A 24,502-nucleotide genomic window follows, 5' to 3' on the forward strand; every position below is an offset into this window, starting at 1 on the left:
AGACCGACTATGAGTGACTTTAAAGACCCTGATAATAAGCAAGAACCGACTAGCGGACAGCAAACCAATATTGAGACACCTCAACACGCTGAGCTACCCCCGTATCGTCAAGCTGAGGCTACCTCTACCAATAAATCTGCAAAACTACCCCCGTTGCTCATACCTGCATTGATTGCGGTGCTGGTGATTGGGTTTGTGCTAGGTAAGTATTGGGGCGGTAGTGCAGACGAGTTACGAGAGGAGCCAGTCGCCTCTAGTGGTGTGGCAGGTGGCAATGAAGCTGATAGCACTGCGAGTATGGAGCAGTCTGTTTTGTCAGTAGAAACCGTTAGCCCAAGCCAAGATGATATCGGTCGCACACTTAGCGCTGATGGCACCATCAACGCCAAAGATATCGCTAGTGTCAGTGCAAAAGTCAGTGGTGTGGCCATCGAGCGTGTATTGGTCGAAGAGGGCGACCGCGTGAGAGCGGGGCAAGTGCTCGCAATGTTTGATACCGATGCGATGGAGCAGCAAGTGCTGCAAGCTGAGGCAGATGTGGCAGAGGCAGAAGCCACACTTGCCAACGCCAGCGCCGATGCGGCCCGCGTATTGCCACTCATCGATATTGACGCCATTAGTAAACAAGAAGCCGATCGCTACCGTACTTCTGAGGTACGTGCCCGCGCAGCTTTGCAAGCATCCAAAGCCCGTTTAAGCAATCAGCGTTTGACCCTTGATAATGCCACAGTAGTTGCGCCAGTCAGCGGCGTCATCAGTGATAAAATGGTGGAGGTCGGCATGGTCGTCGGCATGGTCGCAGGCGGTGAACCGCTATTTACCATCATAAAAGGCGGGGAATTAGAATGGCGCGCAGATATCGATCCAAAGCTTGTCGGCGATATCAATATTGGTACACCTGTACGAGTCGCTCTACCCGGTGATGATAGTGTGATGGGACAGGTGAACCGTATCGCACCGACGGCAGATAATAATCGCCAAATCACCATCTATGCTAGCCTAGCGGCCAACGCAAAAGTACGCGCTGGCATGTATCAAACGGGTGAGTTTTTATTGGGTAGCAGCAACACCCAAACCGTTCCTAACAGTGCGGTGGTCAGCAATGATGGCTATGACTATGTGATGATGGTCACACAAATTCGCACCAACCACGCAGCGCAAAAAACAGGCCGTATCAAGCAGCAGCGTGTGAGTTTGGGTGAGCGTCTCGGCGATAGTGTGGCGGTCACAGAGCCATTGCCGAGCGACAGTCAAATCGTCAAGCAAGGCGGTAGTTTTTTAAACGATGGCGATTTGGTGCGCATCGTCGATGGTCTTAATCAATCCAATAATAACGCTGATACAGCTTCGCAGGCGCGCTCATGAGCCTAAATGTATCTGCTTATTCGATTAGAAATCCGTTGGTCGCTATTTTGCTGTTTGTACTGCTGACGTTGGGCGGTATCTATGGCTTTATGCAAATGAAGGTGCAGCAGTTCCCTGACATTGATTTGCCTGCCGTGGTAGTGACCGTCACCCTGCCTGGCGCGGCACCTACCCAGCTCGAAAACGACATTGCCAAAAAAGTCGAAAATAAGCTGACCAGTATCGAAGGTGTCAAGCATATTCGCACCACCCTACAAACCGGCGCTGCCACCATGGTCACTGAGTTTGTCCTAGAAAAAGACATCCAAGAAGCGGTCGATGATGTGCGCTCAGCCGTCGGTGAGGTGCGAGGGGATCTGCCAGCCGCGGCCAATGATCCGATTATTACTAAGGTCTCAACCGCAGGGTTTCCGGTGGTGACTTATTCTGTCGCCGCAGAAAACATGAATGTGGCAGATCTGTCTTGGTTCGTTGATGATACGGTCACCAAACGGTTATCTGATATCCCTGGTGTCAGTACCGTTAGCCGTATCGGTGGCCTGCAGCGTGAGATCACCGTGGCAGCGGACCCGATTGCGCTCAGTGGTTTAAAGTTTCCTATCTCTCAGCTATCGCAGCAAATCGCTGGGATTCAGCAGGACAGCTCAGGTGGTGAAGCCGAGGTCGGTAAAACCACGCAAACCATTCGCGTGCTTGGGGCGGTCGAGCGCGCAAGCGAATTAAACGACCTACAAGTGGCCGTGCCGACAGGTGGCACGCAAGCGCTTGGACGTATGGCGCAAATCACCGATGGTGCTGCTGACCCAAGTTCGATTGCTAAGCTCGATGGGCAGACGGTGGTGGCGTTTAACATCACCCGCTCGCGCGGTGCCAGTGAGGTCGAGGTCATGGAGCGCGTCGATGCCGAGCTTGCCAAACTGGCGGCCGATACGGGTAATATCAGCATCGAAAAAGTCTATGATCGAGCCACCCCTATTGCCGAGGATTATCAAGCATCACTGCGTATGCTGATAGAAGGTGGACTATTGGCCGTCGTGGTGGTGTTTTTATTTTTGCGCAATATCCGTGCGACCATTGTCGCAGCTGTGGCGTTGCCATTGTCCGTTATTCCTACCTTTTTGGGTATGTATCTGTTTGGCTTTAGTCTCAATATTATTTCTTTATTGGCATTGTCATTGGTGATTGGGGTGTTGGTCGATGATGCCATCGTAGAGGTCGAAAATATCATTCGTCATCTGCGTATGGGCAAGACACCTTATGAGGCGGCGATGGAAGCGGCTGATGAGATTGGTCTGGCAGTCGTTGCTACTACCTTTACCTTGATTGCTGTGTTTTTGCCGACGGCCTTTATGGGCGGTATTGTTGGGCAGTTCTTCCGTCAGTTTGGCTGGACAGCGGCTTTATCGATATTTGCGTCCTTGATGGTAGCGCGACTGATCACGCCGATGATGGCAGCTTACGTACTGCGGCCAGAAAAAAATCGCGTGGAAAAACAAAGCGCGCTGATGGATTGGTATCTTAAGATTGTTTCATGGACCTTACGACAACGCTGGATCACCATTGGCGCAACTTTGGTGCTGTTTGTCGCTTCATTGATGCTGGTGAAGTTGCTACCAACTTCCTTTATTCCTGACAATGATATCGATCAGACGCGTGTTGAGATTGAGCTGACGCCAGATGTGGCGCTCGAAGATACCGAGCGCGTGGCAGCGATGGCCAGTGAGCGTATCTTGGCCATGCCTGAGGTGACGAATATTTTTACCTCGGTAGGGGAGGCGCAAGCTGCTATGGAGCCCAGCTCTGGCGGCAAAGCCGAAAATATTGCAGGGCTAGATATCGTCCTTGCGCCGCGAGCAGAGCGTATCTCTAAGCAAGAGATTGAGCGCAAAATCAGTCATCTGCTCGCGGAGGTACCTGGCGCACGCTTTACCGTTGGTCTATCGAGCGGCGGCGAGACGGGCTATAACTTTTCTTTGACCAGTACCAATCCAGAGGTGCTAGAGCAGACCGCCCAGCAGATTATGACTGAAATCCGAGCGCTGCCCAGCGCCGGCGCAGTGACCAGTGACCGTAGCCTGCCGCGTCAAGAGCTGACGGTAACACCTGATAGACTGGCAATGGCTGACAAAGGGGTGACGACGCAAGACATTGCGACCACATTGCGTGTGGCGACTGTTGGCGACTATGAGCAGCGCTTGTCTAAGCTCAATCTTGATACGCGTCAGATTCCTATCGTGGTGCGTCTACCCGATGTCGCCAAGCAAAACGTCAGTCAGTTAGAAGGCTTATATGTGCCGAGTACCATGCCTGCAGGGCAAGGGGTACGGGTGGGCGAAGTCGCAGCGCTCGATTTTGGGACAGGGCCTGCGCAGATTAGCAGGCTGGATCGGGAGCGTGCGATTAGCATCACAGTGCAACCAGCAGATGGCGAGCTAGGTGATCTAGTACAAGCGGTCAAATCCGTGCCAACGATGCAGCAATTACCGCCTTCGATTACCATCATTGATCAAGGTCAAGCCGAAAATATGGCGGAGCTGTTTAGTGGGTTTATCATTGCGATGTCGGTGGGTGTGGTCTGTATCTTAGGCGTGCTGATCTTGCTGTTTGGCCGTTTATTGCAGCCATTTACCATTTTGATGGCACTGCCGTTGTCGATAGGCGGCGCGTTTGTGGGTTTGGTCATTACCAATAGTAGTCTGTCGATGCCGTCGATGATTGGTTTTATTATGCTCATGGGTATCGCAACCAAAAACTCAATCCTACTCGTCGATTACGCGTTGATTGCTCAGCGCCGCGGGCTCGCGCGTTTTGAGGCCATTATGGATGCCTGTCGCAAGCGTGCGCGGCCTATCATCATGACCACCATTGCGATGGGTGCAGGCATGTTGCCACTGGTCTTTGGTTGGGGTGATGCCGATCCTACGTTTAGGCGACCGATGGCGGCCGCCGTATTGGGCGGTCTGGTCACCTCAACGCTACTCAGTCTGGTGGTCATTCCAGTTGTTTATACGTTGATGGATGATGTGTCAGGATGGTTTGCCAAATGGCTGGTGCCACATGGGAAGAAGAGAAGCCCACATATTTAACATACTGCAATATACAGTCATCATGATGATCATGCACCCCATACGTGACTACCACGAATGGGGTTTTTTGATACATCTCACAACCAAACTGTTATAGAATGTGTATGCCTTTTTACTTATCGTTTAATTGTCTGATATATCAATGCGTTATAGTAATGACATTATCAAACAATATCTTATGATTTGTCGTTAGGAGGCACTCATGAAGCTAACCGCCATCATTTTCAGTATGGTCGCCGCCTTATCACTAACCAGTTTTGCAACGCGGCAGGCAGCCAGTACCGACTGGACCCCATATCTCAAATCCATGCAAAAAGGCTGTGATTATCCTAACCCGACAACCAGCAGCTTGCCCATAACGTATCAGCAGTCCATTATTGATACCGATACACGTATCAAACCTTACAATTCGTCTGATGAGGAGCAACTGGAGCATTTGGACGAAACCATCACCACTTACACGCTAAATAACGCGACCGCCTTTGGTAAACAGCTCTCAAAAATTGAATATCTCAGCGGTTTTGAATGGTCGCATTTGAAGCTGTATTTTGCCAATAACCCACAGTCGCTACGCAGTGAATTCACGCTGCCTGTTGATAAACATGATATTAACACCGTAACCAAAAACGACAGTAGTGGCTATCAAGTGACGGGCGAGGGCTACAAGCATTTAACCTTTGATAAAAAAGATAACAGCCTTACCTGTGGGTTTGGGGTGTAGCGAAGAGCAAGGTTTTTAGTGACCGATATATTTGAGCGTTTTCATACGTAAAGACTTAAGCCTCAAGATAGCAGTGCTGTTATCTTGGGGTTTCTTATATATAGAGATGTACTTTATTCAAAAAAAACAAGCAGGTCATTTTCTTAAAATGAATAAAATTCATCTTATAACAAGTTTATATCGTTTTTATTCATGTTAAAGGTTTGGTTTAATATACTCATACAGACATTTAGTGTTATCTCAATTTGTAGGGTAGGAATCACCATGACTAAGCCTTTTGCATGCTCAATCAAGCACATTCGTTTTGATGAAAACTATCAGCCTGCCAGCAGCACGCGCATGACGACCAATTTTGCCAATCTGGCGCGCGGCGAGCAGCGTGAAGACAATCTGCGTAAAGCGTTGACCATGATTAATAACCGCTTTAACGCGCTGGCACATTGGGACAACCCCAATGCCGATCGTTATTCGGTCGAAGTCGACATTGTGTCTGCCAACATGGATATCGAGGGCAATGGCGATGCGTTCCCTGTGATTGAGATGCTACAAACCACCATCGTGGACCATAAAGAAAACAAGCGCATCGATGGCATGATTGGCAACAGTTTCTCATCTTACGTGCGCGATTATGATTTTAGCGTGGTGCTACTGGAGCATTTTAATAAGCATCCAAATACCAAAGCGCCTGACGACTTTGGCGACTTACACGGCAAATTGTTTCAATATTTATTGAACTCAGAGGCCTACAAAGCCCACTTTAACAAACAGCCTGTGATTTGCTTGAGTGTCTCAACCAGCAAGACCTATTATCGTACTGCCAATCAGCATCCAGTATTGGGCGTAGAATACAAGCAAGATGAGTACTCATTGACCGATGATTATTTTCATAAGATGGGCCTAGTCGTACGTTACTTTAAGCCTGAGGGCAGCGCTGCACCATTAGCGTTTTATTTTGCGGGTGATTTGACCAGCGACTATACCGATCTTGAGCTGATCAGCGCAATCAGCACGATGGAGACGTTCCAAAAGATTTATCGTCCTGAGATTTATAACGCCAATTCAACGGCAGGTCAGGTCTATCAGCCAAGCCTAAAATACCAAGACTATTCGCTCACGCAGATTGTCTATGACCGTGAAGAGCGTAGCCAAATGGCGGTCAAACAAGGCAAATTTACCGAAACGCATTTTATCAAGCCTTACCAAGATATTCTTGAAGCATGGGCAGCCAATTACGCTGTAAACAAGAACGTCGCTTAAAAAATCCAAATATAAAAGCGCACGCTATAACACCTAAAATAGAGAAGACAATACGACATGACTTTATTATTACCAACATCGACCGCTGGCAGCTTGCCAAAACCCTCTTGGTTGGCAGAACCTGAAAAAATTTGGTCGCCGTGGCAACTTGACGGTGAAGAATTGCTTCAGGCAAAACAGGATGCGCTGCTAGTATCGCTACAAGAGCAAGTGCAAGCAGGCGTCGATATCGTCAGTGACGGTGAGCAGACCCGTCAGCATTTTGTGACTACATTTATTGAGCACTTAGACGGCGTCGATTTTGAAAACCGTAAAACCGTTAAAATTCGTGATCGCTATGATGCCAGCGTACCGTCAGTGGTTGGTGCCGTGAGCCGCCAAAAACCTGTGTTTGTAGAAGATGCCAAGTTTTTACGTAAGCATACTGACAAGCCGATCAAATGGGCGCTGCCAGGGCCGATGACCATGATTGATACCTTGTACGATGGTCACTACAAAAGCCGTGAAAAACTGGCATGGGAGTTTGCGACGATTCTTAATCAGGAAGCCAAAGAATTGGAAGCGGCTGGTGTGGATATTATCCAATTCGATGAACCTGCATTTAATGTATTCTTCGATGATGTCAACGACTGGGGTATCGCTACGTTAGAGCGTGCTATAGAAGGACTTCAATGTGAGACAGCAGTACATATCTGCTACGGTTACGGCATCAAAGCCAATAACGACTGGAAAAAAACGCTGGGCTCAGAGTGGCGTCAGTATGAGCAAGCGTTTCCTAAACTGCAGCAGTCAAAGATCGATATCGTATCTTTGGAATGTCAAAATTCGCGCGTACCGATGGATTTGATAGAGCTCATCCGCGGTAAAAAAGTGATGGTTGGTGCAATCGATGTCGCCACTAATGATATTGAAACTCCTGAGGAGGTAGCCGATACGCTACGCAAGGCCTTACAATTTGTCGATGCGGACAAGCTGTATCCCTCGACCAACTGCGGTATGGCGCCGTTGTCTCGTGAGGTGGCACGCGGCAAGCTACATGCGCTGAGCGCTGGTGCGGCAATCGTGCGGCAAGAGCTGAGCGTTTAGCAAAACTTAACAAGTTCTGGCTTGTTTAAGCTTATGAGTGGCCTCAGTTAACAAGGTACTTATAGATTTAACGTTTCTCAGGATTGTAGTAATGATAAAAGATATGATTGAAGCCACTGATTTTAGAGATGCCATGGCGCTATTGCCCACGGCGGTCAATTTGATCACCACCAATGGTCCGTCAGGCACTCATGGGTTTACTGCCTCGGCGGTATGTAGCGTCACTGATACACCGCCGACACTGCTGGTGTGTATGAATCAAGCCGCGCGCTCGCATAGGCATTTTGTGGATAATAAAGTCTTGAGCGTCAATGTGCTTGGTGCCCAGCATGAACACTTATCCAATGCTTTTGCTTCTAAACTAAGCTCAGATGAGCGTTTCGAGCAAGGGGTTTGGACTGAGCTTGTGACAGGCGCGCCTATCCTGAAAGATGCGCTAGTGAGCTTTGATTGTGAGATTGAGCACATTCAAGAAGTGGGTACGCATAGTGTGCTGATGTGCCGAGTGGTCGCTATCAAACCTCCAGAATCCCCAAGCGGGCAAGATGAGAGTTTAGTGTATTTTAACCGTGCTTATCATTACGTCGGTCAAGTTGAGCTTGTATAAGTCATAACTGGCATTAATATAGAGCACTTGCTCAGAAAATAAATCTATATAAGAAGACACTATCCCGTGGAACTACTCATTTTTTTAATCATAGGTGCACTAGCAGGTTTTGCGGCCGGGCTTTTCGGCGTGGGCGGTGGCACCATTATCGTACCGCTGTTATTTATCGTCTTTACCCAAATGGGCTACGATGCCGATACCATTATGCATCTGGCTTTGGGAACGTCGCTTGCGACCATCATCGTCACCTCGATCAGCTCCTTGATGGCGCATAATAAAAAGGGCGGCGTCATGTGGCCGGTCTTTAAAAATCTAGCACCTGGTTTGGCGCTAGGGTGTTTTTTGGGAGCAGGGATAGCAGGGCAAATATCAGGGTTATATCTGCAGCTGATTGTCGGGGTGTTTTTACTGTGGGTCGCTTATAGAATGTTTACCGCTGGTAAAAGACGTACACATATGAGTGATGCGAGTCATACGCCTGTGGTATTACCGTCTAAACCCAAGCAACTTGCGGCAGGTGGTATTATTGGTGTGGCTTCGGCCATTTTTGGTATTGGCGGTGGCAGCTTAACGGTGCCGTATCTCACCCGTTATAATGTGGTCATGCAAAAGGCGGTAGGCACGTCGGCGGCGTGTGGTTTGCCTATTGCCATTGCTGGTGCGCTCGGCTTTATGTTCTTTGGTATGCAGCAGCAAGTTGATGTACCCAATACCATTGGCTTTGTGCATATTTATGCCTTTTTGGGCATTGCGAGTATGAGCTTTTTTACCGCTAAAGTTGGGGCAAAAGTTGCTCATATGCTCTCACCACCCCTGTTAAAGAAGTGCTTTTCGGTATTGTTATTCGTAGTGGGACTTTATTTTCTGTATAAAGGGTTATTTTGAAGATTTGGATTGGTGTGTTTGAAATATGAAGACTAAGAACGATATGATATTGCTTAATATTGAAAATCACGCCTAGTTTAGTAATCTGTTATAAAATGCTACTTTTCTTACTTGCTGTGACTGCGTCTCCAGAGGCTGCGAAAAATAGCGTTTAATCTTGCTATACCATTTTTATAATGGTTTCACTATAACATCCATTATATTCTTAGCGGTTTTCTTTGGTTTAGAAGCTATTAGACTTGAGACTGTCAGGTAAGCTTCATTAACTATAGTTAGCTGAATGTAAAACTGTTATGGATTTAAACGCGCTACTGGTATAAATTTTACTTGCGTGCTGCGTTCCCAGAGGCTGCGCAAAATTCATCCCAGTAGCGCTATGACATTTTTAGAGTGTATTGACTATATCGAAAATTCTATCTAAACATCAAGAATGATGCAGGTTGTGGTGGCATGAGCATACAACTTGCCATCAGGCCCTACAATTTTTCCTTCAGCAGTTGCTGTTCTTCGACCAGCATGAATGACTTTACCTTCAGCCCGTACTAAAGGTGTTGCCACTGTCAAAGCTCGCACCATATTTACTTTTATCTCTAAAGTTGTATAGGTTTTTCCTGCTGGTAAAAGGGTATGTACAGCGCAGCCAACAGCAGAATCTAAAAGCGTACAAAACCAGCCACCATGGACTGTACCCAATGGGTTGTAATGATGACGCTTTGGACGCCCTTGAAAAACGGCAATACCTTTTTCCATATGAATAGGAGTGTAGTCGAGCGTTAGACCAATAGGAGGATGAGGCAGCTCTCCTGCAAACATAGCGTTAAAAATGTCCATACCGCTGCGAGTGGTTAAGTCTGATAATGGAATGACGTCAGCGTCACCTAGCTTTTCTCTAATGAGTGCTTCTTCTGTTTCCCATGTTGCTATAGTTTCTTCAACATTCATTTTCAATTCCTTAAAACGATAAATAAGAGGTTAGCTCATTCTTATAAAGACCAAAGTTTTATCAATTAGTGTTCTTGATGTTTGCTTTTATTTTTAAAATACATCGTTACATAGCCGATTAACCAAAAAGCACATATTGCTTGAAACCAGATAAGACTGTGCATGGTGATCGTCATAATATTATCAGTCTCAACGTTGTAGTGTAGTAGTGACAATAAACCCATCAAGGCATACAAATAAAGCCACCAATGCCCCTTGCTCATCTGGCTTTTGACAGCCACGATCAAGCCGTAGATACCGATTGGTGTCATGACGAACCAAAAAGCATCTACCAGATGAGGGGATAACCAATCAGGCTCAGGATAGTGGTCAAAATAAACCACATTATGAACATAGTGCAAAATGCTCGAGAACACATTAAGTAATACAATGAAAATTAAGGTCTTATAATGTTTGTAACGATTTATCATGGTGTACCTTGTTGATCGTCTCTAAAATATCTTGCCAAATATGAGTGTTCTTGCTTCTAAAATAGCCAAAATGCCCAATTGATTGGTCTGATCCCTTGCTAATGGTATAGCGTTTAAAAGTGATGGGTTGATCGCTAGTCACATTTTTCCAAAAATTATGCAGGTTGCGTTCAGTGCAGATTTCATCATCATCGGCAGTGAAGACGAAAGTTGGCACATTAAAATTCTTGTAAGTCCCAAGGGGAATGGTTTTCCCATAGAATTTATCTGAGAAAAACAGCTCTTTTTCTCGGCACCAAGCCCCCCATTCATCTGTAAAACCAGCTGGCAAATCTTCCATGAGTTTGAAGCTTTTAGCCGGCACATAATTAAAGACTTTATTACTAAGCGGGGCTAAAAAACGGAAAAAGAAGTTAGCCTTAAGACGATAGCGAAGCGGCATATAGCTAAAGTATCCTGCTGAGACAGCCACTGCAATTAGAGCATCTAATTGATCGGCGTTATGAGCCAGACCTACCTGTTGACCACCAGTACTATGACCCACACAATACAAGGGTAAATCCTTAAATAGGCGCTTAGCTGTATCGATGGCAGCTGGAATGTCATAGCGCCCAATATCAGAATACTGGTAATGACACTCCTTTAGATGACTTATTTTAGAATCGCAAAACCCTCTATAGTTCCAAAGAATGACATGAAAACCATGCTCTCTTAAGTATTTAGCAAACGGCAAATAATAAGAAGTTTTAGTAGCGGTTCCTGGATTTATTAGAACAACGGCCTTAGGGTTATTCGCTTTATAGAGGGTTGCACGCAGCTCGACGTTGTCGTCCGTCAGAATATTTATATCCATAAAAGAACCTACTTGTTGTTAATTAACGCCTACTATAAACTATGGACATTACTCCACAGTCAAGCGTTAATTGAGGGTGCTCGCTAATGAATATAAAAGAATTAACTGAAACAGTCGGACTAAGCAGAGATACCATTCGTTTTTACGAAAGGGAAGGATTAATTTCGTCACCATCTAGAAAATCTAATGGTTATAGAGATTACGATAACAGGATTGTAGAACAGCTCAATATGATTATTATGGCGAAGGAGTTAGGTTTCACCTTAAAAGAGATTAGAGAGCTAACAGAGCTATTGTATTCAAACAACCTGACGCAATCACAAATGGGTGAAAAGCTTCTAGAAAAAAACAAGCAAATTGAAGTTAAGATTCTAGAGTTATCTAAAATGAAAGCGTTAATAGATGATGCATTAAAAGGCATGTGTTCTTATAAGGATAAGCTAGCGCTTTAATCTAAGTTATGAAAGGTCCCGATACAGTACCTCCAGGTCTCAAATCATCTAAACCAATATCATGGGATAAAATTGACCTACTGCTATTTACTGCCTCAATCTTGTACTTTGCTTAAGGGAACTCAGACTTCATGAACTCAGCTATCTCTTCCTTGGTTGCTGACATAGGCCTATAGTGGTGTGTTCGTTTAGTCTTGTGACCAAAGACACGGTGAGATCTTCCAAGTGAGAATATATCAGCTATTTTGACAAATGGCTGATAATCTTTCGAAGACTCAGTTGTTGTGGGTCCTTTTCTATTTTTGTTATTCACAAAAAAATCCTTTGCCACCTCGTTGATACAAGATAGCAAAGGATGAATCCTCACACAATAGTGTGACGGGTAATTTATTAATAAAAATTATAATAAAATCAATAACTTGTATTACTCAACCGTCACTGATTTGGCAAGATTGCGTGGCTGATCGACATCAGTACCGCGCATCACGGCCACATGGTAAGACAGTAGCTGTATGGGTACGCTGTAGACGATAGGGGCAAGCGTCTCGCAAACTGCTTTAACATATACTACATGTAGGCGGTCTTCAGCATTGATGTGACTATCTTCACTAGCAAAGACGAACAGTTCGCCGTGACGGGCATGTACTTCTTGCATGTTGGCTTTGAGCTTATCGAGCATACTGTCTTTGGGTGCCAGCACGACGATTGGCATGTCTTTGTCAACAAGCGCTAGCGGACCGTGTTTGAGCTCACCTGCGGCGTAGCCTTCAGCGTGGATATAAGAGATTTCTTTGAGCTTCAATGCGCCTTCCAGAGCGATAGGGAACTGTAGACCGCGCCCTAAAAATAAGCAGCTTTTCTTATCTTCAAAGTGCTCCGCCATCGCTTTGATCGGAGCATCAAGGTGCAAGCTGGCATAGAGTTGACCGGGCAGCTTTTGTAGCTCGCCAAGTAAGGTGCTTAGGTTTGCGCTGTCGATACGCTGCTGTACTGCGCCTGTTTTTAAGACCAATAGCATGAGTGCGACCAGCTGGGTGGTAAAAGCTTTGGTCGATGCTACACCGATCTCAGGACCTGCAAGGGTCGGCAAGAATATGTCTGTCTCGCGAACCAAGGATGAGGTAGGCACGTTACATAGTGCTAGACTAACCAGTCCTGCTGGGTTTTGTTTTTTGATCTCACGCAGGGCTGATAAGGTATCGGCTGTTTCACCAGACTGAGAGATACAAATCACCAGCGAGTTGTCGAGTACTACAGGATTGCGATAGCGGAATTCACTAGCAACCTCAACAGAGCAGGATAGGCGCATCAAGCTCTCAAACCAATATTTAGCAACCATCCCCGCATGATAACTGGTGCCGCAAGCGATGATCTGTACATGCTGTACGCCTGATAATTGCGCTTCATTGCGTGCTAAAAAGTCATCACGCAGGGCTGATGCTTGGCGGTTATCAATCGCCATCTCAAGCGTACGCGCGACTGCATCTGGCTGCTCATAGATTTCTTTGAGCATATAGTGCTTGAACTCGCCTTTGTCAGCATTATGCTGCTTGGCATCGATTTCATGCACTTCGCGGCTGACTTCCTCGCCATTGACATAGACTTTAATACTGTCACGGGTCAATTTGGCAATATCGCCTTCTTCTAGGTACATAAAGCGGTTGGTGACTGGCAGTAGTGCCAGCTGATCTGAGGCGATAAAATTTTCACCAATACCAACACCGATGACCAAAGGCGAGCCTAAACGTACCGCGGCCAGCTCATCTGGTGTGTCCACGTGAATGATGCCTAAAGCAAATGCACCATGCAGCTTAGGAATCACTGCGCGTACCGCTTCTAGCAAATCATTGGTTTGCTCATAAATGTCATGAATCAGATGTGCCACCACTTCGGTGTCGGTCTGTGAGGTAAACTCGTAGCCTTTAGCGATGAGCTCTTTTTTGAGTTCAGCGTAGTTTTCGACGATACCATTGTGAACGACGGCAATCTTACCAGATATGTGCGGATGGGCATTGCGCTGTGCAGGTTCGCCATGCGTGGCCCAGCGAGTATGAGCGATACCAATATGCCCATCAAAAAAATCGGTACTGGCTTCAACCGCATTGACCAAGGCTTGAACCTTGCCCACTTGACGCTCGCGATGTAGCTCACCATCACGAATGACGGTTAAACCAGCCGAATCGTAGCCTCGATATTCTAGACGCTTAAGACCTTCAAGCAAGATATTCGCAATATTGCGTTCAGCAACTGCGCCAACGATTCCACACATGGCATCTCCTTAAATTTGTTTTTTAATAATTCAATATATGATGGTACAAGACTAATAAGTGTCGTTAGCTACCAATGCTCAGTTATTAGCTCAAAAGTATGATGAAGCAGTACTACCACGATTGCCGTACTGCTTAGGTTTACTCAAGAATGACGACGATTGATCAAACTTTCAATAAATCAGTTATTTTTTAGTCGGTCGTTGAAAGTCATTTTTTTGTACCTGACGAGCTCGGCCAAATGCTAAAGCACTACTATCAACGTCTTTGGTAATGACAGAACCTGCAGCGATGGTAGCCGTATCTCCGATGGTTACTGGCGCGACTAGGCTTGCATTGGAACCAATAAAGGCATTATCTCCAATGATGGTCTGCGACTTGTTGACACCGTCGTAATTACAAGTAATGACACCTGCACCGACATTGACGCCTGTGCCGACAGTTGCATCACCGATGTAGCTTAGGTGATTTACTTTACTGCCTTGACCGATTGTTGATTTTTTGATTTCAACAAAGTTACCGACTTTGCTGTTGTCAGACAATACCGTATCAGGACGCAGGTGTGCAAAAGGTCCTATGTCGACACCAGCTCCGATGTCAGCGCGATCAATCACACAGTAAGGCTTAATATAACAAGCATTGCCTATCTGAGCGTTTTTGATGACGCAGCCTGCTTCAATATAGACATTGTCGCCTAAAGTGCAGTCGCCTTCAAATACCACATTGACGTCAATAAACACATCTTGTCCGGCACTCAACGACCCGCGAATATCCACGCGCGTGGGATCGGCAAATTGAACGCCCGCTTCTTGTAGGTCGGCGACTATCTTGCGTTGCCACGTGCGCTCTAGGCTTGCGAGTTGTTGGCGGTTATTAACCCCTTCAATCTCAAACGTATGCTCAGGCTCAATCGCGGCAATCGTAATACCATCAGCGACGGCCATTTTGACGATGTCAGTGAGGTAATATTCTTGTTGCGCGTTATTGTTAGAGAGCTCTGGCAAATACTTATGCAGTAGGGCGTTGTCTACGCAGTAGATACCACTGTTGATCTCCTTAATATTTTGCTCGTCAGCACTGGCATCTTTTTGCTCAACGATGGCTTCAATGTTGCCGTTTTGGTCACGTTTGATACGACCCAACCCGAACGGATTATCGACAGTCAACGTCAGCATAGACATACCGTCAGTATTGGCAGCTTTTAAAGCAGCTAATGTCTGGCAGCTGACCAATGGCACATCACCATATAGAATGAGACTTTTCCCTGATTTCGGTAAATCAGACAGTGTCACTTTGACCGCATGACCTGTTCCTAACTGCTCAGTTTGAGCAACCCAAGTAAACGACGACTGTGTATATTGGTTGGTAATCTCTGACTTTACCTGATCACCGCCAAAACCATGGACAATGATGGTTTCATCAACAGTGAGCTGATTGCAAGTATCTAATACGTGGGCCAATAATGACTTACCAGCTAGGGTCTGCAAAACCTTTGGCTTTGCAGACTGCATGCGAGTGCCTTTACCGGCCGCTAAAATAATCACAGAAAGAGGAGATGTCATAATAAGCCTACAAATGTAACAAAATATAATGTTGAATTATAGCGTAAAAACTTGCACAAAAAAAATTATGACGTGCAAGCTTTGTAACTTGAATACTCAAAACTTAAGCAAGCAAAATCAAATACGTAAGATGGCTAAACCGAAGTAATGATTTCCGCGGAATAATATTAAAAAGACATAAACATCATCACAATGATGTAAATAATCAACCAAATCACTGCTGCCATAACCCCTGCAATAATGTCATCCAACATTACCCCAAGGCCACCCGCAACCTTTTTGTCTGCCCAACCAATCGGTGGTGGCTTTAAAATATCAAATACGCGAAATAGGATAAAAGCAGTCGGTAGCCAGCCCCAAAACATCGGCAGAATCATTATCGACAAGGTATTTTCAGACGTAGGAAATACATATGATAATATATAAGATAACGGCAATAGGGTAATCCACATGCCAGCCCATTCATCCCACACAATATGCGGATCATCGTGTACCTGCATCAACTCAGACGTACGCCCGCAAATCCAAACACCAACCAAACACGACAAAATCGTCAAGATTAAAAAAGGAACGAAACCCAAGCTCATAAGCGGCACGCCCACAATCAGACCACCAACCGTGCCCCACGTACCGGGCGCGCGTCGAGGTAGGCCGCTGCCCAAACCTAGTCCGAGCCAATAAACCATGCGGTCAAGCATACTGGCACCGATTGGTAGAGGCGGGCAGTCATTTGCTTGTCGAATATCAGGCTTAGATAAGTGTTGATCAGTCATGGATTAGCCTGTGAAATGTTGATAACCGGTGAGATTAGGCCACGTAGAGAAGGGGGTAGATTGAGTCGGTGTGACTGGCTGATTTTGATAAAACAGTTCAAGACGTGAGTGATTAGGCGATTTGGCATCTGTCGCAATAGAATCTGCGCGCGCAACGATTTCTCCAATACAAGTGACAGGCGTATTAGAAGTAGGTGGTTCAATATGTGCAGGCAAGGTAAACGCCAATTCGTAGTCATCGCCACCCGCTAATTGACATAACAAACGCTCAGATAACTCTACCGTGGCTAGTGACTTGCTACTCGGTAATTGATCTAAATGAATACGCATACTGACTGAGCTTTGCTGACAGATATGTCCAAGATCTTGATAAAGACCGTCAGAGATATCGATCATCGAGGTTGCGCCAGCTTGTGCCAAGGCGGCACCTAAGGCAATGCGCGGCGTCGGCATGTGCAAGCGATGCGCCAGTTGCTTACCAATAGGGCTATCGGGGTGCTTGAGGGCATAGGCAGCATCACCAAGGGTGCCTGAAACATAGATTTTATCGCCAACTTGTGCCCCTGAGCGATAAACAGCTGGTGTACCTGCGGCAAGCAATCCTTGCGCACTGACACTCAGCACCAATTGCGCACTGCGCGTGGTATCACCGCCAATCAACGTCACGCCAAACAGCTGGCAGGCATGAAACAATCCTTTGGCAAATGTCGTGAGCCATTCATGATTCGCTAGACGCTCAGGCAATGCCAACGCTAGCAAAATACTATGCGGCGTCGCGCCCATCGCTGCAATGTCTGAAACATTAACCGCAACAGCTTTATAACCAATTTCAAACGCAAGCTTATCTACTTGTGCAAAGTCAGCATGAAAGTGACGCCCTTGAACCAATGTATCAATGCAGCTAACCAAGCGTGATCTTGCTGGCAATGCCATCACAGCCGCGTCATCACCGATACCTTTTTCGATGCTGTTTTTAGTACCAGCCGCTGCGCTCTGTGCCGCTTGCCGCTGCAAAAATATACGCTCAATCAGCTCAAACTCGTTCATAACTAGTCTTAGTCTTTGGTATCGTTAGCGCTTTTCTTGCTCGCCTTGAAGTCACTGATATTGGCACTAGCTTTACTGGCACTACTGCGTTTAACGTTAGCTTTGTTAGCGCTGATACGTGGCTTATTTGATGCAGTCGGCGCATTATCGATCGCGCTTTCTGTTTCAGCAGCCGCTTCGATATTGTCAGCTACCGTTACTTCAGCCGAACTCGCTTCAGATTGTTTAGCCGCCGCTTTTTGTGACGTACGTAGGTTGGCATTGGTATCTGCTTGTACCTCTAAAGCACGTAGCTCACCAGCCATTTTATCCAGTACCGCATTGATCAGTTTGTGAGCGTCAGTCGCGCCAAAGTGATTATTCAGCTTCATTGCTTCATCGAGTACAACCTTGTAAGGAATCTCCATACGGTTTTGTAGCTCGTACGCACCAATCAGCAAAATAGCGTGTTCAACCGTATCTAACTTATCAATCTCACGATCAAGGTGTTGGCTGATAAGCGCGTCTAGGGCGTCGATCTGCTCTGGGATATCGCGCATCATTTCGTGATAGTAGCCGATATGGACGGTGTGCATAGCGTTGGTTGCGCGCGTGCGTGCCGCGATATCATGCGGCGCATTGTCTTTCCAGCCAAGCTTGCCATCTATATCAAAGCGGCGGTCGGTGACAAGCCACTCGTATAGACCTTGCATAGCAAAGCGGCGCGCCTTACGGATAGCGGTATGACTGGTCTTGTAAGAAGACTCACTCATATCGAAGGTTTGATCACCTGCACTACTGCTCGCTATACGGGTAGCTTCAGCTTGATTGGCTTGTGCGGTTTTCGCAGCGCGAATCGCGCGCTTGAGTTGGTCAGTCATAGGGGGTCTGTACCTAAATTTTTTGAGATGATACCCAGTCAAAATATAAATTAACAAAGTAGCTTTTTAGCTTTGTTTATTTAAAACTTTAAAGAGTATAGAAATACGGCGAAAATTCAAAAAATAGCCAGTGTGTTGATAGCTGGCGTCATGTTACAAGGTGCTGCTATTGCTCAATAGCAGCACCAGTTAGACTAATAAATTTGAGCTTTAAGGCTTAAGCTTCATCGATATCATCAATATCAAGCTGTGATAGAACAGCAATCATCTCTAATACGACCATCGCAGCTTCAGAGCCTTTATTACCTGCTTTGGTACCGGAGCGCTCGATAGCTTGCTCGATGCTGTCAGTAGTGATGATACCGTTGGCGACAGGAATATTATAATCCATTGCCACAGCGCTCAAACCTTTGGCCGACTCGCTGGCTACAATATCAAAATGTGGCGTGCTGCCACGGATGATTGCACCCAATGCCACAATGGCGTCAAAACGATCTGATTCCGCAGCACGCTGGGCCACAAGTGGCAGCTCGAATGCTCCAGGCACACGAATAACAGTAATGTTGCTACCCAATACACCATGACGGAGTAGGGCATCAATCGCACCATCAACCAATGACTCAACGACAAAACCATTAAAACGACCGACGACAATACCAATGCGCGCGTCAGCGTTTTGATGCAAGTTACCATCGATATGAGTCACGTCGTTGCGCTGCTGTTGTAAATTCGACATAAAAAATCCTTTGCTTAATAAGCGTTCAATTGAAATATAGGCATCAATAAATAGCTAAACAGTCTGATGCGTTCAATCGACTTGGCCGCCTATTATTTTGGCGTTGCTCTAGTTAATTGAACGAAAATAAATGGTTAGCACTATGATAGCATTTTTTTGGGTGTTATTTGTATTTTACGAGCGTGCTACAGACGCATCTGTATCCCTTGTGCTGCCATATAGGCTTTGGCCTCCGACACGGTATACTCACCAAAGTGAAAAATACTGGCGGCAAGTACCGCATCGACGCCGCCTTCTAACACGCCTTCTGCCAAATGTTGCAGGTTGCCGACGCCGCCTGAGGCAATGACGGGCACATTGACGCGGCTCGTAATTTGTTGCATGAGTGCCAAATCGTAGCCTTTTTTGGTGCCATCACCGTCCATTGAGGTGACCAGCAATTCACCAGCGCCCAGCTCAGCCATTTTGCTCGCCCAAGCGACGGCATCGATACCGGTTGGCTTACGGCCACCATGGGTGAAAATCTCCCAACGCGGCACAGTAATCCCATCGACGTTGATGTCAGCGACGCGTTTGGCATCGATGGCCACAACGATACATTGGTTGCCAAACTTCTGCGCGGCTTCACCGACGAACTCAGGCGTAAATACCGCAGCTGAGTTAATTGCGACTTTATCTGCGCCCGCATTGAGCAAATTGCGGATATCAGCGATTTTTCGCACGCCGCCGCCTACGGTGAGTGGGACAAATACCGTTTCAGCCATACGCTCGACCGTATGATAAGTGGTATCGCGCTCGTCATTGGTCGCAGTAATATCCAAAAAAGTAATCTCATCAGCGCCTTGTTCATTGTAGCGGCGAGCGACTTCGACAGGGTCGCCTGCGTCTTTGATATCGACAAACTGTACGCCTTTGACCACGCGGCCATTGTCAACGTCCAAGCAAGGAATGATACGCTTTGCTAACATAGGGTCTTTCACCTTATAATCAATTCATAGGCGCTAGTCTAGCAAAATCACTGCTATTTCAGGCAGGTTTTCGCAAGATTATTACGCTTTTCACCATCGTTTTATGATGTGCGGTACAATTGCGGTCATTACCGCATCAATTTATTCTATCTAACCTCTTTACCCAATTGCTATAAGTGAGATGTCATGTCCGTCTATACCCAGTTAACCGATGATCAGTTTGCCGCCTTTTGCCAAAGTTTTGGCGTATCGTTTGCCCGCGCGATTCCGATCACTCAAGGTATTAAAAACTCAAACTGGTTTATTCAAACGACTGACGATGTAGACGGCACCTACTCTTACGTGTTTACATTATTTGAAGAGCGTCCTCCTGCTGATATCGAAAAAATGGCCGTTATCCTCAATCAGTTAAATGGCAAATTACCAGTCGCCGCACCGTTAGCCGTTATTGAGTCAAATGGTTCGCGAACAGATGGTGATGATAAACGCTATGTCATCCATTATGAAGACAAAGCCATCACTTTAGTGCCGTGTCTAGCAGGCTCACATCCCGAGCAAACTACGCAAGCGATGTGTCACGATATTGGCGCAGCATTGGCGACGCTACATGAGACGCTGCAAGCATTGCAGCCAAGTGAGCAGTACGGCGTGCCTTTGTATCCATGGAGCGACGTGCGTGACCGTGAAATGCAGTTCATGCCAGGTGACGAAGGCAAGCTGATGAGCGATATTTGGCGCGCTTATTCAGAGCTGCCATTAGATACCTTGCCAAAAGGTCTATGCCATTTAGATATGTTTGCCGACAATACCTTATGGAATCTACAAAAAGGCGAGGCGCGTCTGACAGGTCTACTAGACTTCACCGAAGTCAGCGTCGAGCATTACGTGATGGATATTGCGATCACTATCAATGATTTTTGTACCACGTGGGGCGGCGCAGAACAAGGTGAATCTGTGAACTTTGACCGCAGTAAAATGGCAGCGTTCTTACAAGGTTATGAATCGATACGTCCACTCAATGGTGAGGAAAAACGTGCACTACCTGTGATGCTAGCAAAAGCGGCCGTGATTTTTTGGTTATTGCGCCTCAATGTGATTCATTACAACCGTACCGAAGGTCGTACGGGTGATAACATCATGGTCAAAAACCCTGACCTAATGAAGCGTCTGGCCGCTTACCATTGGGCGCATGTTGAAAAGTCGCAAAACACCGTATTTGTACTATTAAGCAAACCAGACAATCAAATAGTCGGTGTGTTTAGCAGTATTACCCAAGCTGAGCAAGCACATGATCACTTAACCAACACCAATGATTTTACGATTGAAACATATACGTTAGACCAATTGGCATAAGTATGTTTTACTCAGGTATGTACCTACCAACACTTTGAAGGCGATCCCATGACCGATCACGTTGACAACTGGCACAAACTGGCGCGCTTTGATACCAATATACAAGGCGAGCTGCATGCCAATCTATTACGTAATAACGGCATAACCGTGTCCTTGCAGCCGCTCAGCGCAATCCCTGGTATGAACTCGGGTATCGTTCTCTGGGTAGAAGACACCGTCTTGGCAGAAGCTCAGCGCATTTTGGATACCATCCCAACTGATGGTGCCGCTTTGCTTGATGAGATGAGTGATGCTGACTTTGATGCGCTATCTGCCAATCAAAGCAATGCTACTCAAGGCAATGCTACTCAAGGCAATGCTACTCAAGGCAATGCTACTCAAGGCAATGCTACTCAAGGTAACTCAATAATAGATGACAATAACGGCGGTACTTTATAAATGTGTCAACTCTTAGGAATGAACTGTAATACCCCAACAGATATTGGTTTTAGCTTTGCAGGGTTTCGCAAGCGCGGCGGTATGACGGACAGTCATGAAGATGGCTTTGGTATTGCGTTTTTTGAGCGCAGCGAATGCAGCAATAATGACAAAACCAATGATGAGACGGCAAATGACTCAACGGGTCTGCGTTTGTTTCATGATAATCGTCCAAGCCATCTATCGCCAGTCGCTGATTTGGTTAACAACTATCCAATCAAAGCCATGAACGTTATTGCGCATATTCGTAAAGCGACGCAAGGGCAGAACTGCTTGGCAAACACCCATCCATTCGTCCGTGAAGTCTGGGGCGAACAGTGGGTATTTGCGCACAATGGACAGATGAATAGCGAATTTATCAAACGCTGTCAGCGCTTGCAAGACAACGGCAATGCCGCGCATTGTCAACCAGTAGGCAGTACTGATTCTGAGATGGCATTCTGCTATTTGGTCAATCGTTTAAAGAGCAGCTTTAAAACCCGTCCTGATGACAAGACACTGTTTAATTTTTTGACCACCCAATGTCGCTATCTATCGGCCAATGGGTTATTTAATTGCTTAATATCCAATGGCAGGTGGCAACTGGCGTATGCAGGTAGCTTACTGTTTTATCTCACGCGCAAAGCGCCATTTGGTGAAGCCAAACTGGCGGACGATGATATGGCGATTAATTTTAGCGATGTCACCACCGATACCGATAAGGTGACGATTTTGGTGACCGTGCCATTGACTGAAAATGAGAAGTGGCAGCAGCTCGCCGTCAATGAATGCTTAATCTTTCAAGATGGTGACGTCATTTATAAAGACAGCCCAAGCCTGCGTAAATTTTTGACCATTGATGAAGGTATCGCCATTGCGCGGGAAGTGGGGGCGAGTGTTTAGGAATCAGTGTGGCAGTCAACATTAACATTTACAAAAAATAACGAGCGATTATGGTCTACAACAATCTTTTCCAAGCGTTAGAGAAAATTGATCAGGCAGCGACAGAAGAAGCATCCAATACAAAGTATGGTTTCAATATATTCTCTATCTTGAGAAGAGATGATGAAGAAGTGGGTCTACATTCTAAGTTTTTAGCGGAGCTTTTAAGTCCAACAGGTAGCCATGGTATGGATGCCTTTCAAAAGCTATTTATCGATCAGGTAGTGAATGTAGCTTTTAAAAATAAAGATGAAAAACGTCTGCCACTTTGTCTAAATCAACCCTATACGTGTCAAACTGAAGTGGCTATCACAAATTCTGGTCGGATAGATATTATTTTAAAAAATAACGAAAATATCATCGTTGTTGAAAACAAAATCAATGCTTATGATCAAAGAGCACAGCTCCAGCGCTATTATGAAGCTTGTAGAAATATGAACTATGAACCAGAAAATATCTATATCTTATATTTAAATAAATATGGTGATCCAGTTAGTACTTATAGTAAAGGGAATTTAAAAGACAGTGATTTTGCGCAAATAAGCTATAAAGAGGATGTGGCAAATTGGTTAGATGCTTGTATTATTGAGGCAAAACCATATCCCCATATTGAGCACACATTGTTACAGTACAGAAGATTGGTTGGAAAATTGACGGGTGATACAAGGTCGGCAAAAATGAAACAAGCGCATATTGAACTGTTATACCAAAAAGACAATTTTAAACTGGCGCATGAGCTGAGCGAGTCGCTTGTCAGCTTTCAAATTGATTTACAAAAGAAACTTTGGCAAGAGTTACAAGAAGTATTAAAGAAGAAAGGCTATGATTTCAATTTTTGTGATGAGAATCTACAGTTGTGTGATAGGAATAAAAAAATTAAGAACTACTATAAACCTCAGAAACCATCTAGAAAATACGGTATTCAGTGTAAAATTGGTAGTTTAGAAGAGTACGATATTAATTGTTTTATACAGGTCTATAAGAATGTTTATTTCGGTATGATTAGTTCTCGAGAGGGCAGACCTATTGGGTATCCATCTTCTTTAAATAACCTAGCAACTCAAATCGGTAGCTTGAATATACCAATAGTTGGTAATACTAAAGAATGGGCTTTAGGAGGAGATCTTAAACCAACACAGCCTATACAATTTGATAAAATTAAGAGTCTTTATAAAATTGCTAATAATAATGACAGAGCACAGTGGATTGAACAAACCACTGATGAAATCGTTTCATTTATTGAGAGTGTCAAAAGCTTAGGACTTATTGATGTTCAATCGGCTACAAATACATCCCACAACACCGTTTAAATTTCTCCCCTGAGCCACAAATACAAGGCTGTTTTTGGCTCACAGTCATGCGCACGGTCGGGTCGATAAAGTACCAGCGCGCTTGCTTGTCTTTATCCGTAATCTTCACAAAGCCTGACAGTTCGTGATGCGCCTGCACACCATTATCGGTATGAAAATAGGCTTTGAACTCTACCTGCGCGTGGCGTTTGCCCAGTTTAGGTCGATGCTGCACAATCTCAAGTCCCGCCCAGTCCGTGTCTTTGCCCCATTGCGCTATCGCGTCACTATCCAGCAGCGCTTGTTGTGCAGGTACGGTGGTCTTAACGATATAGTCAGGCAGCTGCAATACAAAGGCGCTATAGCGGCTGCGCATCAGGCGCTCGGCATCGGGCGCGGCAAGTGATTCGTGATATGGCTGGCAGCAGTCTTCATAAGACGCGCTGCTATCTTGCGTACTAACAGACGGCGGCGTGATACGGCAGGGACAGACGGACATAGACGCTCCTTAATAGATGAATAAAA

The 24,502-nt window shown here is 45.8% G+C and carries 22 protein-coding genes and 1 pseudogene; 12 read left to right on the plus strand and 11 right to left on the minus strand.

The genetic code is table 11. The annotated features are described in order from the left end of the window. The first annotated feature begins 9 nt into the window (after window positions 1-9). The 7 genes from B3V51_RS10045 to B3V51_RS10075 all read left to right on the plus strand — a co-directional run bounded on the left by B3V51_RS10045 (window position 10) and on the right by B3V51_RS10075 (window position 9,007). Window positions 10-1,365, plus strand: a complete 1,356-nt coding sequence (locus tag B3V51_RS10045; RefSeq protein ID WP_083328910.1) for an efflux RND transporter periplasmic adaptor subunit — start codon at window positions 10-12, stop codon at window positions 1,363-1,365. Continuing rightward, window positions 1,362-4,451, plus strand: a complete 3,090-nt coding sequence (locus B3V51_RS10050) for an efflux RND transporter permease subunit (protein ID WP_286708349.1) — start codon at window positions 1,362-1,364, stop codon at window positions 4,449-4,451. Before B3V51_RS10045 ends, B3V51_RS10050 begins: the two co-directional genes overlap by 4 nt. Before the next feature lie 202 nt (window positions 4,452-4,653). Beyond that, complete coding sequence (locus B3V51_RS10055) at window positions 4,654-5,172, plus strand: hypothetical protein (protein WP_286708350.1); 519 nt, start codon at window positions 4,654-4,656, stop codon at window positions 5,170-5,172. 264 nt (window positions 5,173-5,436) lie between these two features. Then, window positions 5,437-6,429, plus strand: coding sequence for a DUF1852 domain-containing protein (locus tag B3V51_RS10060; protein ID WP_071002731.1), 993 nt, complete (start codon window positions 5,437-5,439; stop codon window positions 6,427-6,429). A gap of 57 nt (window positions 6,430-6,486) precedes the next feature. Then, entirely contained in the window at window positions 6,487-7,515 is a 1,029-nt protein-coding gene (locus B3V51_RS10065; protein WP_212564082.1) for a methionine synthase, read from the plus strand. A gap of 103 nt (window positions 7,516-7,618) precedes the next feature. After that, window positions 7,619-8,122: a flavin reductase gene (locus B3V51_RS10070; protein ID WP_201587532.1), complete on the plus strand. Its 504-nt coding sequence runs from the start codon at window positions 7,619-7,621 to the stop codon at window positions 8,120-8,122. A gap of 66 nt (window positions 8,123-8,188) precedes the next feature. Beyond that, window positions 8,189-9,007 carry a sulfite exporter TauE/SafE family protein gene (locus tag B3V51_RS10075; protein WP_071002733.1) on the plus strand — a complete coding sequence of 273 codons (819 nt, stop codon included), beginning with the start codon at window positions 8,189-8,191 and terminating at the stop codon, window positions 9,005-9,007. A gap of 417 nt (window positions 9,008-9,424) precedes the next feature. On the opposite strand, the gene B3V51_RS10080 is transcribed toward B3V51_RS10075, so the two are convergent. From B3V51_RS10080 to B3V51_RS10090, 3 genes are all read right to left on the minus strand, one after another. Further along, window positions 9,425-9,949: a PaaI family thioesterase gene (locus B3V51_RS10080; protein WP_058023454.1), complete on the minus strand. Its 525-nt coding sequence runs from the start codon at window positions 9,947-9,949 to the stop codon at window positions 9,425-9,427. A 65-nt stretch (window positions 9,950-10,014) separates the two neighbouring features. Beyond that, the gene (locus tag B3V51_RS10085) at window positions 10,015-10,419 is read right to left on the minus strand and encodes a hypothetical protein (RefSeq protein ID WP_201604183.1); all 405 of its coding nucleotides are present in this window, start codon (window positions 10,417-10,419) and stop codon (window positions 10,015-10,017) included. Next, window positions 10,394-11,272 carry an alpha/beta fold hydrolase gene (locus B3V51_RS10090; RefSeq protein ID WP_071002736.1) on the minus strand — a complete coding sequence of 293 codons (879 nt, stop codon included), beginning with the start codon at window positions 11,270-11,272 and terminating at the stop codon, window positions 10,394-10,396. The genes B3V51_RS10085 and B3V51_RS10090 overlap by 26 nt, the downstream gene beginning before the upstream one ends. Window positions 11,273-11,358: 86 nt before the next feature. Between B3V51_RS10090 and B3V51_RS10095 the strand changes: the two genes are divergently transcribed. Next, window positions 11,359-11,724, plus strand: a complete 366-nt coding sequence (locus B3V51_RS10095) for a MerR family transcriptional regulator (protein ID WP_071002737.1) — start codon at window positions 11,359-11,361, stop codon at window positions 11,722-11,724. A 424-nt stretch (window positions 11,725-12,148) separates the two neighbouring features. Here the strand turns inward: B3V51_RS10095 and glmS are convergent, their stop codons facing one another. From glmS to hisF, 7 genes and pseudogenes are all read right to left on the minus strand, one after another. Then, window positions 12,149-13,993 carry a glutamine--fructose-6-phosphate transaminase (isomerizing) gene (glmS, locus tag B3V51_RS10100; RefSeq protein ID WP_071002739.1) on the minus strand — a complete coding sequence of 615 codons (1,845 nt, stop codon included), beginning with the start codon at window positions 13,991-13,993 and terminating at the stop codon, window positions 12,149-12,151. A gap of 183 nt (window positions 13,994-14,176) precedes the next feature. Then, complete coding sequence (gene glmU / locus B3V51_RS10105) at window positions 14,177-15,553, minus strand: bifunctional UDP-N-acetylglucosamine diphosphorylase/glucosamine-1-phosphate N-acetyltransferase GlmU (protein ID WP_093070089.1); 1,377 nt, start codon at window positions 15,551-15,553, stop codon at window positions 14,177-14,179. Window positions 15,554-15,720: 167 nt separating this feature from the next. Beyond that, on the minus strand, window positions 15,721-16,326 hold the full coding sequence (locus tag B3V51_RS10110; protein WP_093070092.1) for a phosphatidylglycerophosphatase A family protein: 606 nt from the start codon (window positions 16,324-16,326) through the stop codon (window positions 15,721-15,723). 3 nt (window positions 16,327-16,329) lie between these two features. Further along, on the minus strand, window positions 16,330-17,373 hold the full coding sequence (gene thiL, locus B3V51_RS10115; protein WP_093070094.1) for a thiamine-phosphate kinase: 1,044 nt from the start codon (window positions 17,371-17,373) through the stop codon (window positions 16,330-16,332). Window positions 17,374-17,384: 11 nt separating this feature from the next. Further along, window positions 17,385-18,233 (minus strand): annotated as a pseudogene (gene nusB / locus B3V51_RS10120) (transcription antitermination factor NusB); the annotation flags it as partial. A gap of 217 nt (window positions 18,234-18,450) precedes the next feature. Next, window positions 18,451-18,969, minus strand: coding sequence for a 6,7-dimethyl-8-ribityllumazine synthase (gene ribE / locus B3V51_RS10125; RefSeq protein ID WP_057762077.1), 519 nt, complete (start codon window positions 18,967-18,969; stop codon window positions 18,451-18,453). A 185-nt stretch (window positions 18,970-19,154) separates the two neighbouring features. Then, window positions 19,155-19,937, minus strand: a complete 783-nt coding sequence (gene hisF / locus B3V51_RS10130) for an imidazole glycerol phosphate synthase subunit HisF (protein WP_071002744.1) — start codon at window positions 19,935-19,937, stop codon at window positions 19,155-19,157. Window positions 19,938-20,123: 186 nt separating this feature from the next. Between hisF and B3V51_RS10135 the strand changes: the two genes are divergently transcribed. From B3V51_RS10135 to B3V51_RS10150, 4 genes are read left to right on the plus strand one after another with little or no spacing between them, the layout of a single operon-like run. Further along, the gene (locus tag B3V51_RS10135) at window positions 20,124-21,290 is read left to right on the plus strand and encodes a homoserine kinase (protein WP_093070099.1); all 1,167 of its coding nucleotides are present in this window, start codon (window positions 20,124-20,126) and stop codon (window positions 21,288-21,290) included. 48 nt (window positions 21,291-21,338) lie between these two features. Continuing rightward, window positions 21,339-21,728: a hypothetical protein gene (locus B3V51_RS10140; protein WP_240365614.1), complete on the plus strand. Its 390-nt coding sequence runs from the start codon at window positions 21,339-21,341 to the stop codon at window positions 21,726-21,728. Next, the gene (locus B3V51_RS10145; protein ID WP_093070101.1) at window positions 21,729-22,649 is read left to right on the plus strand and encodes a class II glutamine amidotransferase; all 921 of its coding nucleotides are present in this window, start codon (window positions 21,729-21,731) and stop codon (window positions 22,647-22,649) included. A 50-nt stretch (window positions 22,650-22,699) separates the two neighbouring features. Continuing rightward, window positions 22,700-23,998: a PD-(D/E)XK nuclease family protein gene (locus B3V51_RS10150; RefSeq protein WP_212564083.1), complete on the plus strand. Its 1,299-nt coding sequence runs from the start codon at window positions 22,700-22,702 to the stop codon at window positions 23,996-23,998. Here B3V51_RS10150 and B3V51_RS10155 read toward each other — a convergent pair. Beyond that, window positions 23,970-24,476 carry a YchJ family protein gene (locus B3V51_RS10155; RefSeq protein ID WP_212564084.1) on the minus strand — a complete coding sequence of 169 codons (507 nt, stop codon included), beginning with the start codon at window positions 24,474-24,476 and terminating at the stop codon, window positions 23,970-23,972. The genes B3V51_RS10150 and B3V51_RS10155 overlap by 29 nt on opposite strands. Window positions 24,477-24,502 lie beyond the last annotated feature (26 nt).

This window comes from Psychrobacter sp. UBA2514, from assembly GCF_002341255.1.
Taxonomy (GTDB): Bacteria; Pseudomonadota; Gammaproteobacteria; order Pseudomonadales; family Moraxellaceae; genus Psychrobacter; species Psychrobacter pacificensis.

Coding starts and splice junctions, on each gene's coding strand:
- B3V51_RS10045 (WP_083328910.1), top strand. CDS start 10: ATGAGTGACTTTAAAGACCCTGATAATAAGCAAGAACCGACTAGCGGA.
- hisF (WP_071002744.1), bottom strand. CDS start 19,937: ATGTTAGCAAAGCGTATCATTCCTTGCTTGGACGTTGACAATGGCCGC.
- B3V51_RS10070 (WP_201587532.1), top strand. CDS start 7,619: ATGATTGAAGCCACTGATTTTAGAGATGCCATGGCGCTATTGCCCACG.
- B3V51_RS10110 (WP_093070092.1), bottom strand. CDS start 16,326: ATGACTGATCAACACTTATCTAAGCCTGATATTCGACAAGCAAATGAC.
- B3V51_RS10065 (WP_212564082.1), top strand. CDS start 6,487: ATGACTTTATTATTACCAACATCGACCGCTGGCAGCTTGCCAAAACCC.
- thiL (WP_093070094.1), bottom strand. CDS start 17,373: ATGAACGAGTTTGAGCTGATTGAGCGTATATTTTTGCAGCGGCAAGCG.
- B3V51_RS10080 (WP_058023454.1), bottom strand. CDS start 9,949: ATGAATGTTGAAGAAACTATAGCAACATGGGAAACAGAAGAAGCACTC.
- glmU (WP_093070089.1), bottom strand. CDS start 15,553: ATGACATCTCCTCTTTCTGTGATTATTTTAGCGGCCGGTAAAGGCACT.
- B3V51_RS10090 (WP_071002736.1), bottom strand. CDS start 11,272: ATGGATATAAATATTCTGACGGACGACAACGTCGAGCTGCGTGCAACC.
- B3V51_RS10140 (WP_240365614.1), top strand. CDS start 21,339: ATGACCGATCACGTTGACAACTGGCACAAACTGGCGCGCTTTGATACC.
- glmS (WP_071002739.1), bottom strand. CDS start 13,993: ATGTGTGGAATCGTTGGCGCAGTTGCTGAACGCAATATTGCGAATATC.
- B3V51_RS10155 (WP_212564084.1), bottom strand. CDS start 24,476: ATGTCCGTCTGTCCCTGCCGTATCACGCCGCCGTCTGTTAGTACGCAA.
- B3V51_RS10085 (WP_201604183.1), bottom strand. CDS start 10,419: ATGATAAATCGTTACAAACATTATAAGACCTTAATTTTCATTGTATTA.
- ribE (WP_057762077.1), bottom strand. CDS start 18,969: ATGTCGAATTTACAACAGCAGCGCAACGACGTGACTCATATCGATGGT.
- B3V51_RS10095 (WP_071002737.1), top strand. CDS start 11,359: ATGAATATAAAAGAATTAACTGAAACAGTCGGACTAAGCAGAGATACC.
- B3V51_RS10150 (WP_212564083.1), top strand. CDS start 22,700: ATGGTCTACAACAATCTTTTCCAAGCGTTAGAGAAAATTGATCAGGCA.
- B3V51_RS10145 (WP_093070101.1), top strand. CDS start 21,729: ATGTGTCAACTCTTAGGAATGAACTGTAATACCCCAACAGATATTGGT.
- B3V51_RS10135 (WP_093070099.1), top strand. CDS start 20,124: ATGTCCGTCTATACCCAGTTAACCGATGATCAGTTTGCCGCCTTTTGC.
- B3V51_RS10055 (WP_286708350.1), top strand. CDS start 4,654: ATGAAGCTAACCGCCATCATTTTCAGTATGGTCGCCGCCTTATCACTA.
- B3V51_RS10050 (WP_286708349.1), top strand. CDS start 1,362: ATGAGCCTAAATGTATCTGCTTATTCGATTAGAAATCCGTTGGTCGCT.
- B3V51_RS10060 (WP_071002731.1), top strand. CDS start 5,437: ATGACTAAGCCTTTTGCATGCTCAATCAAGCACATTCGTTTTGATGAA.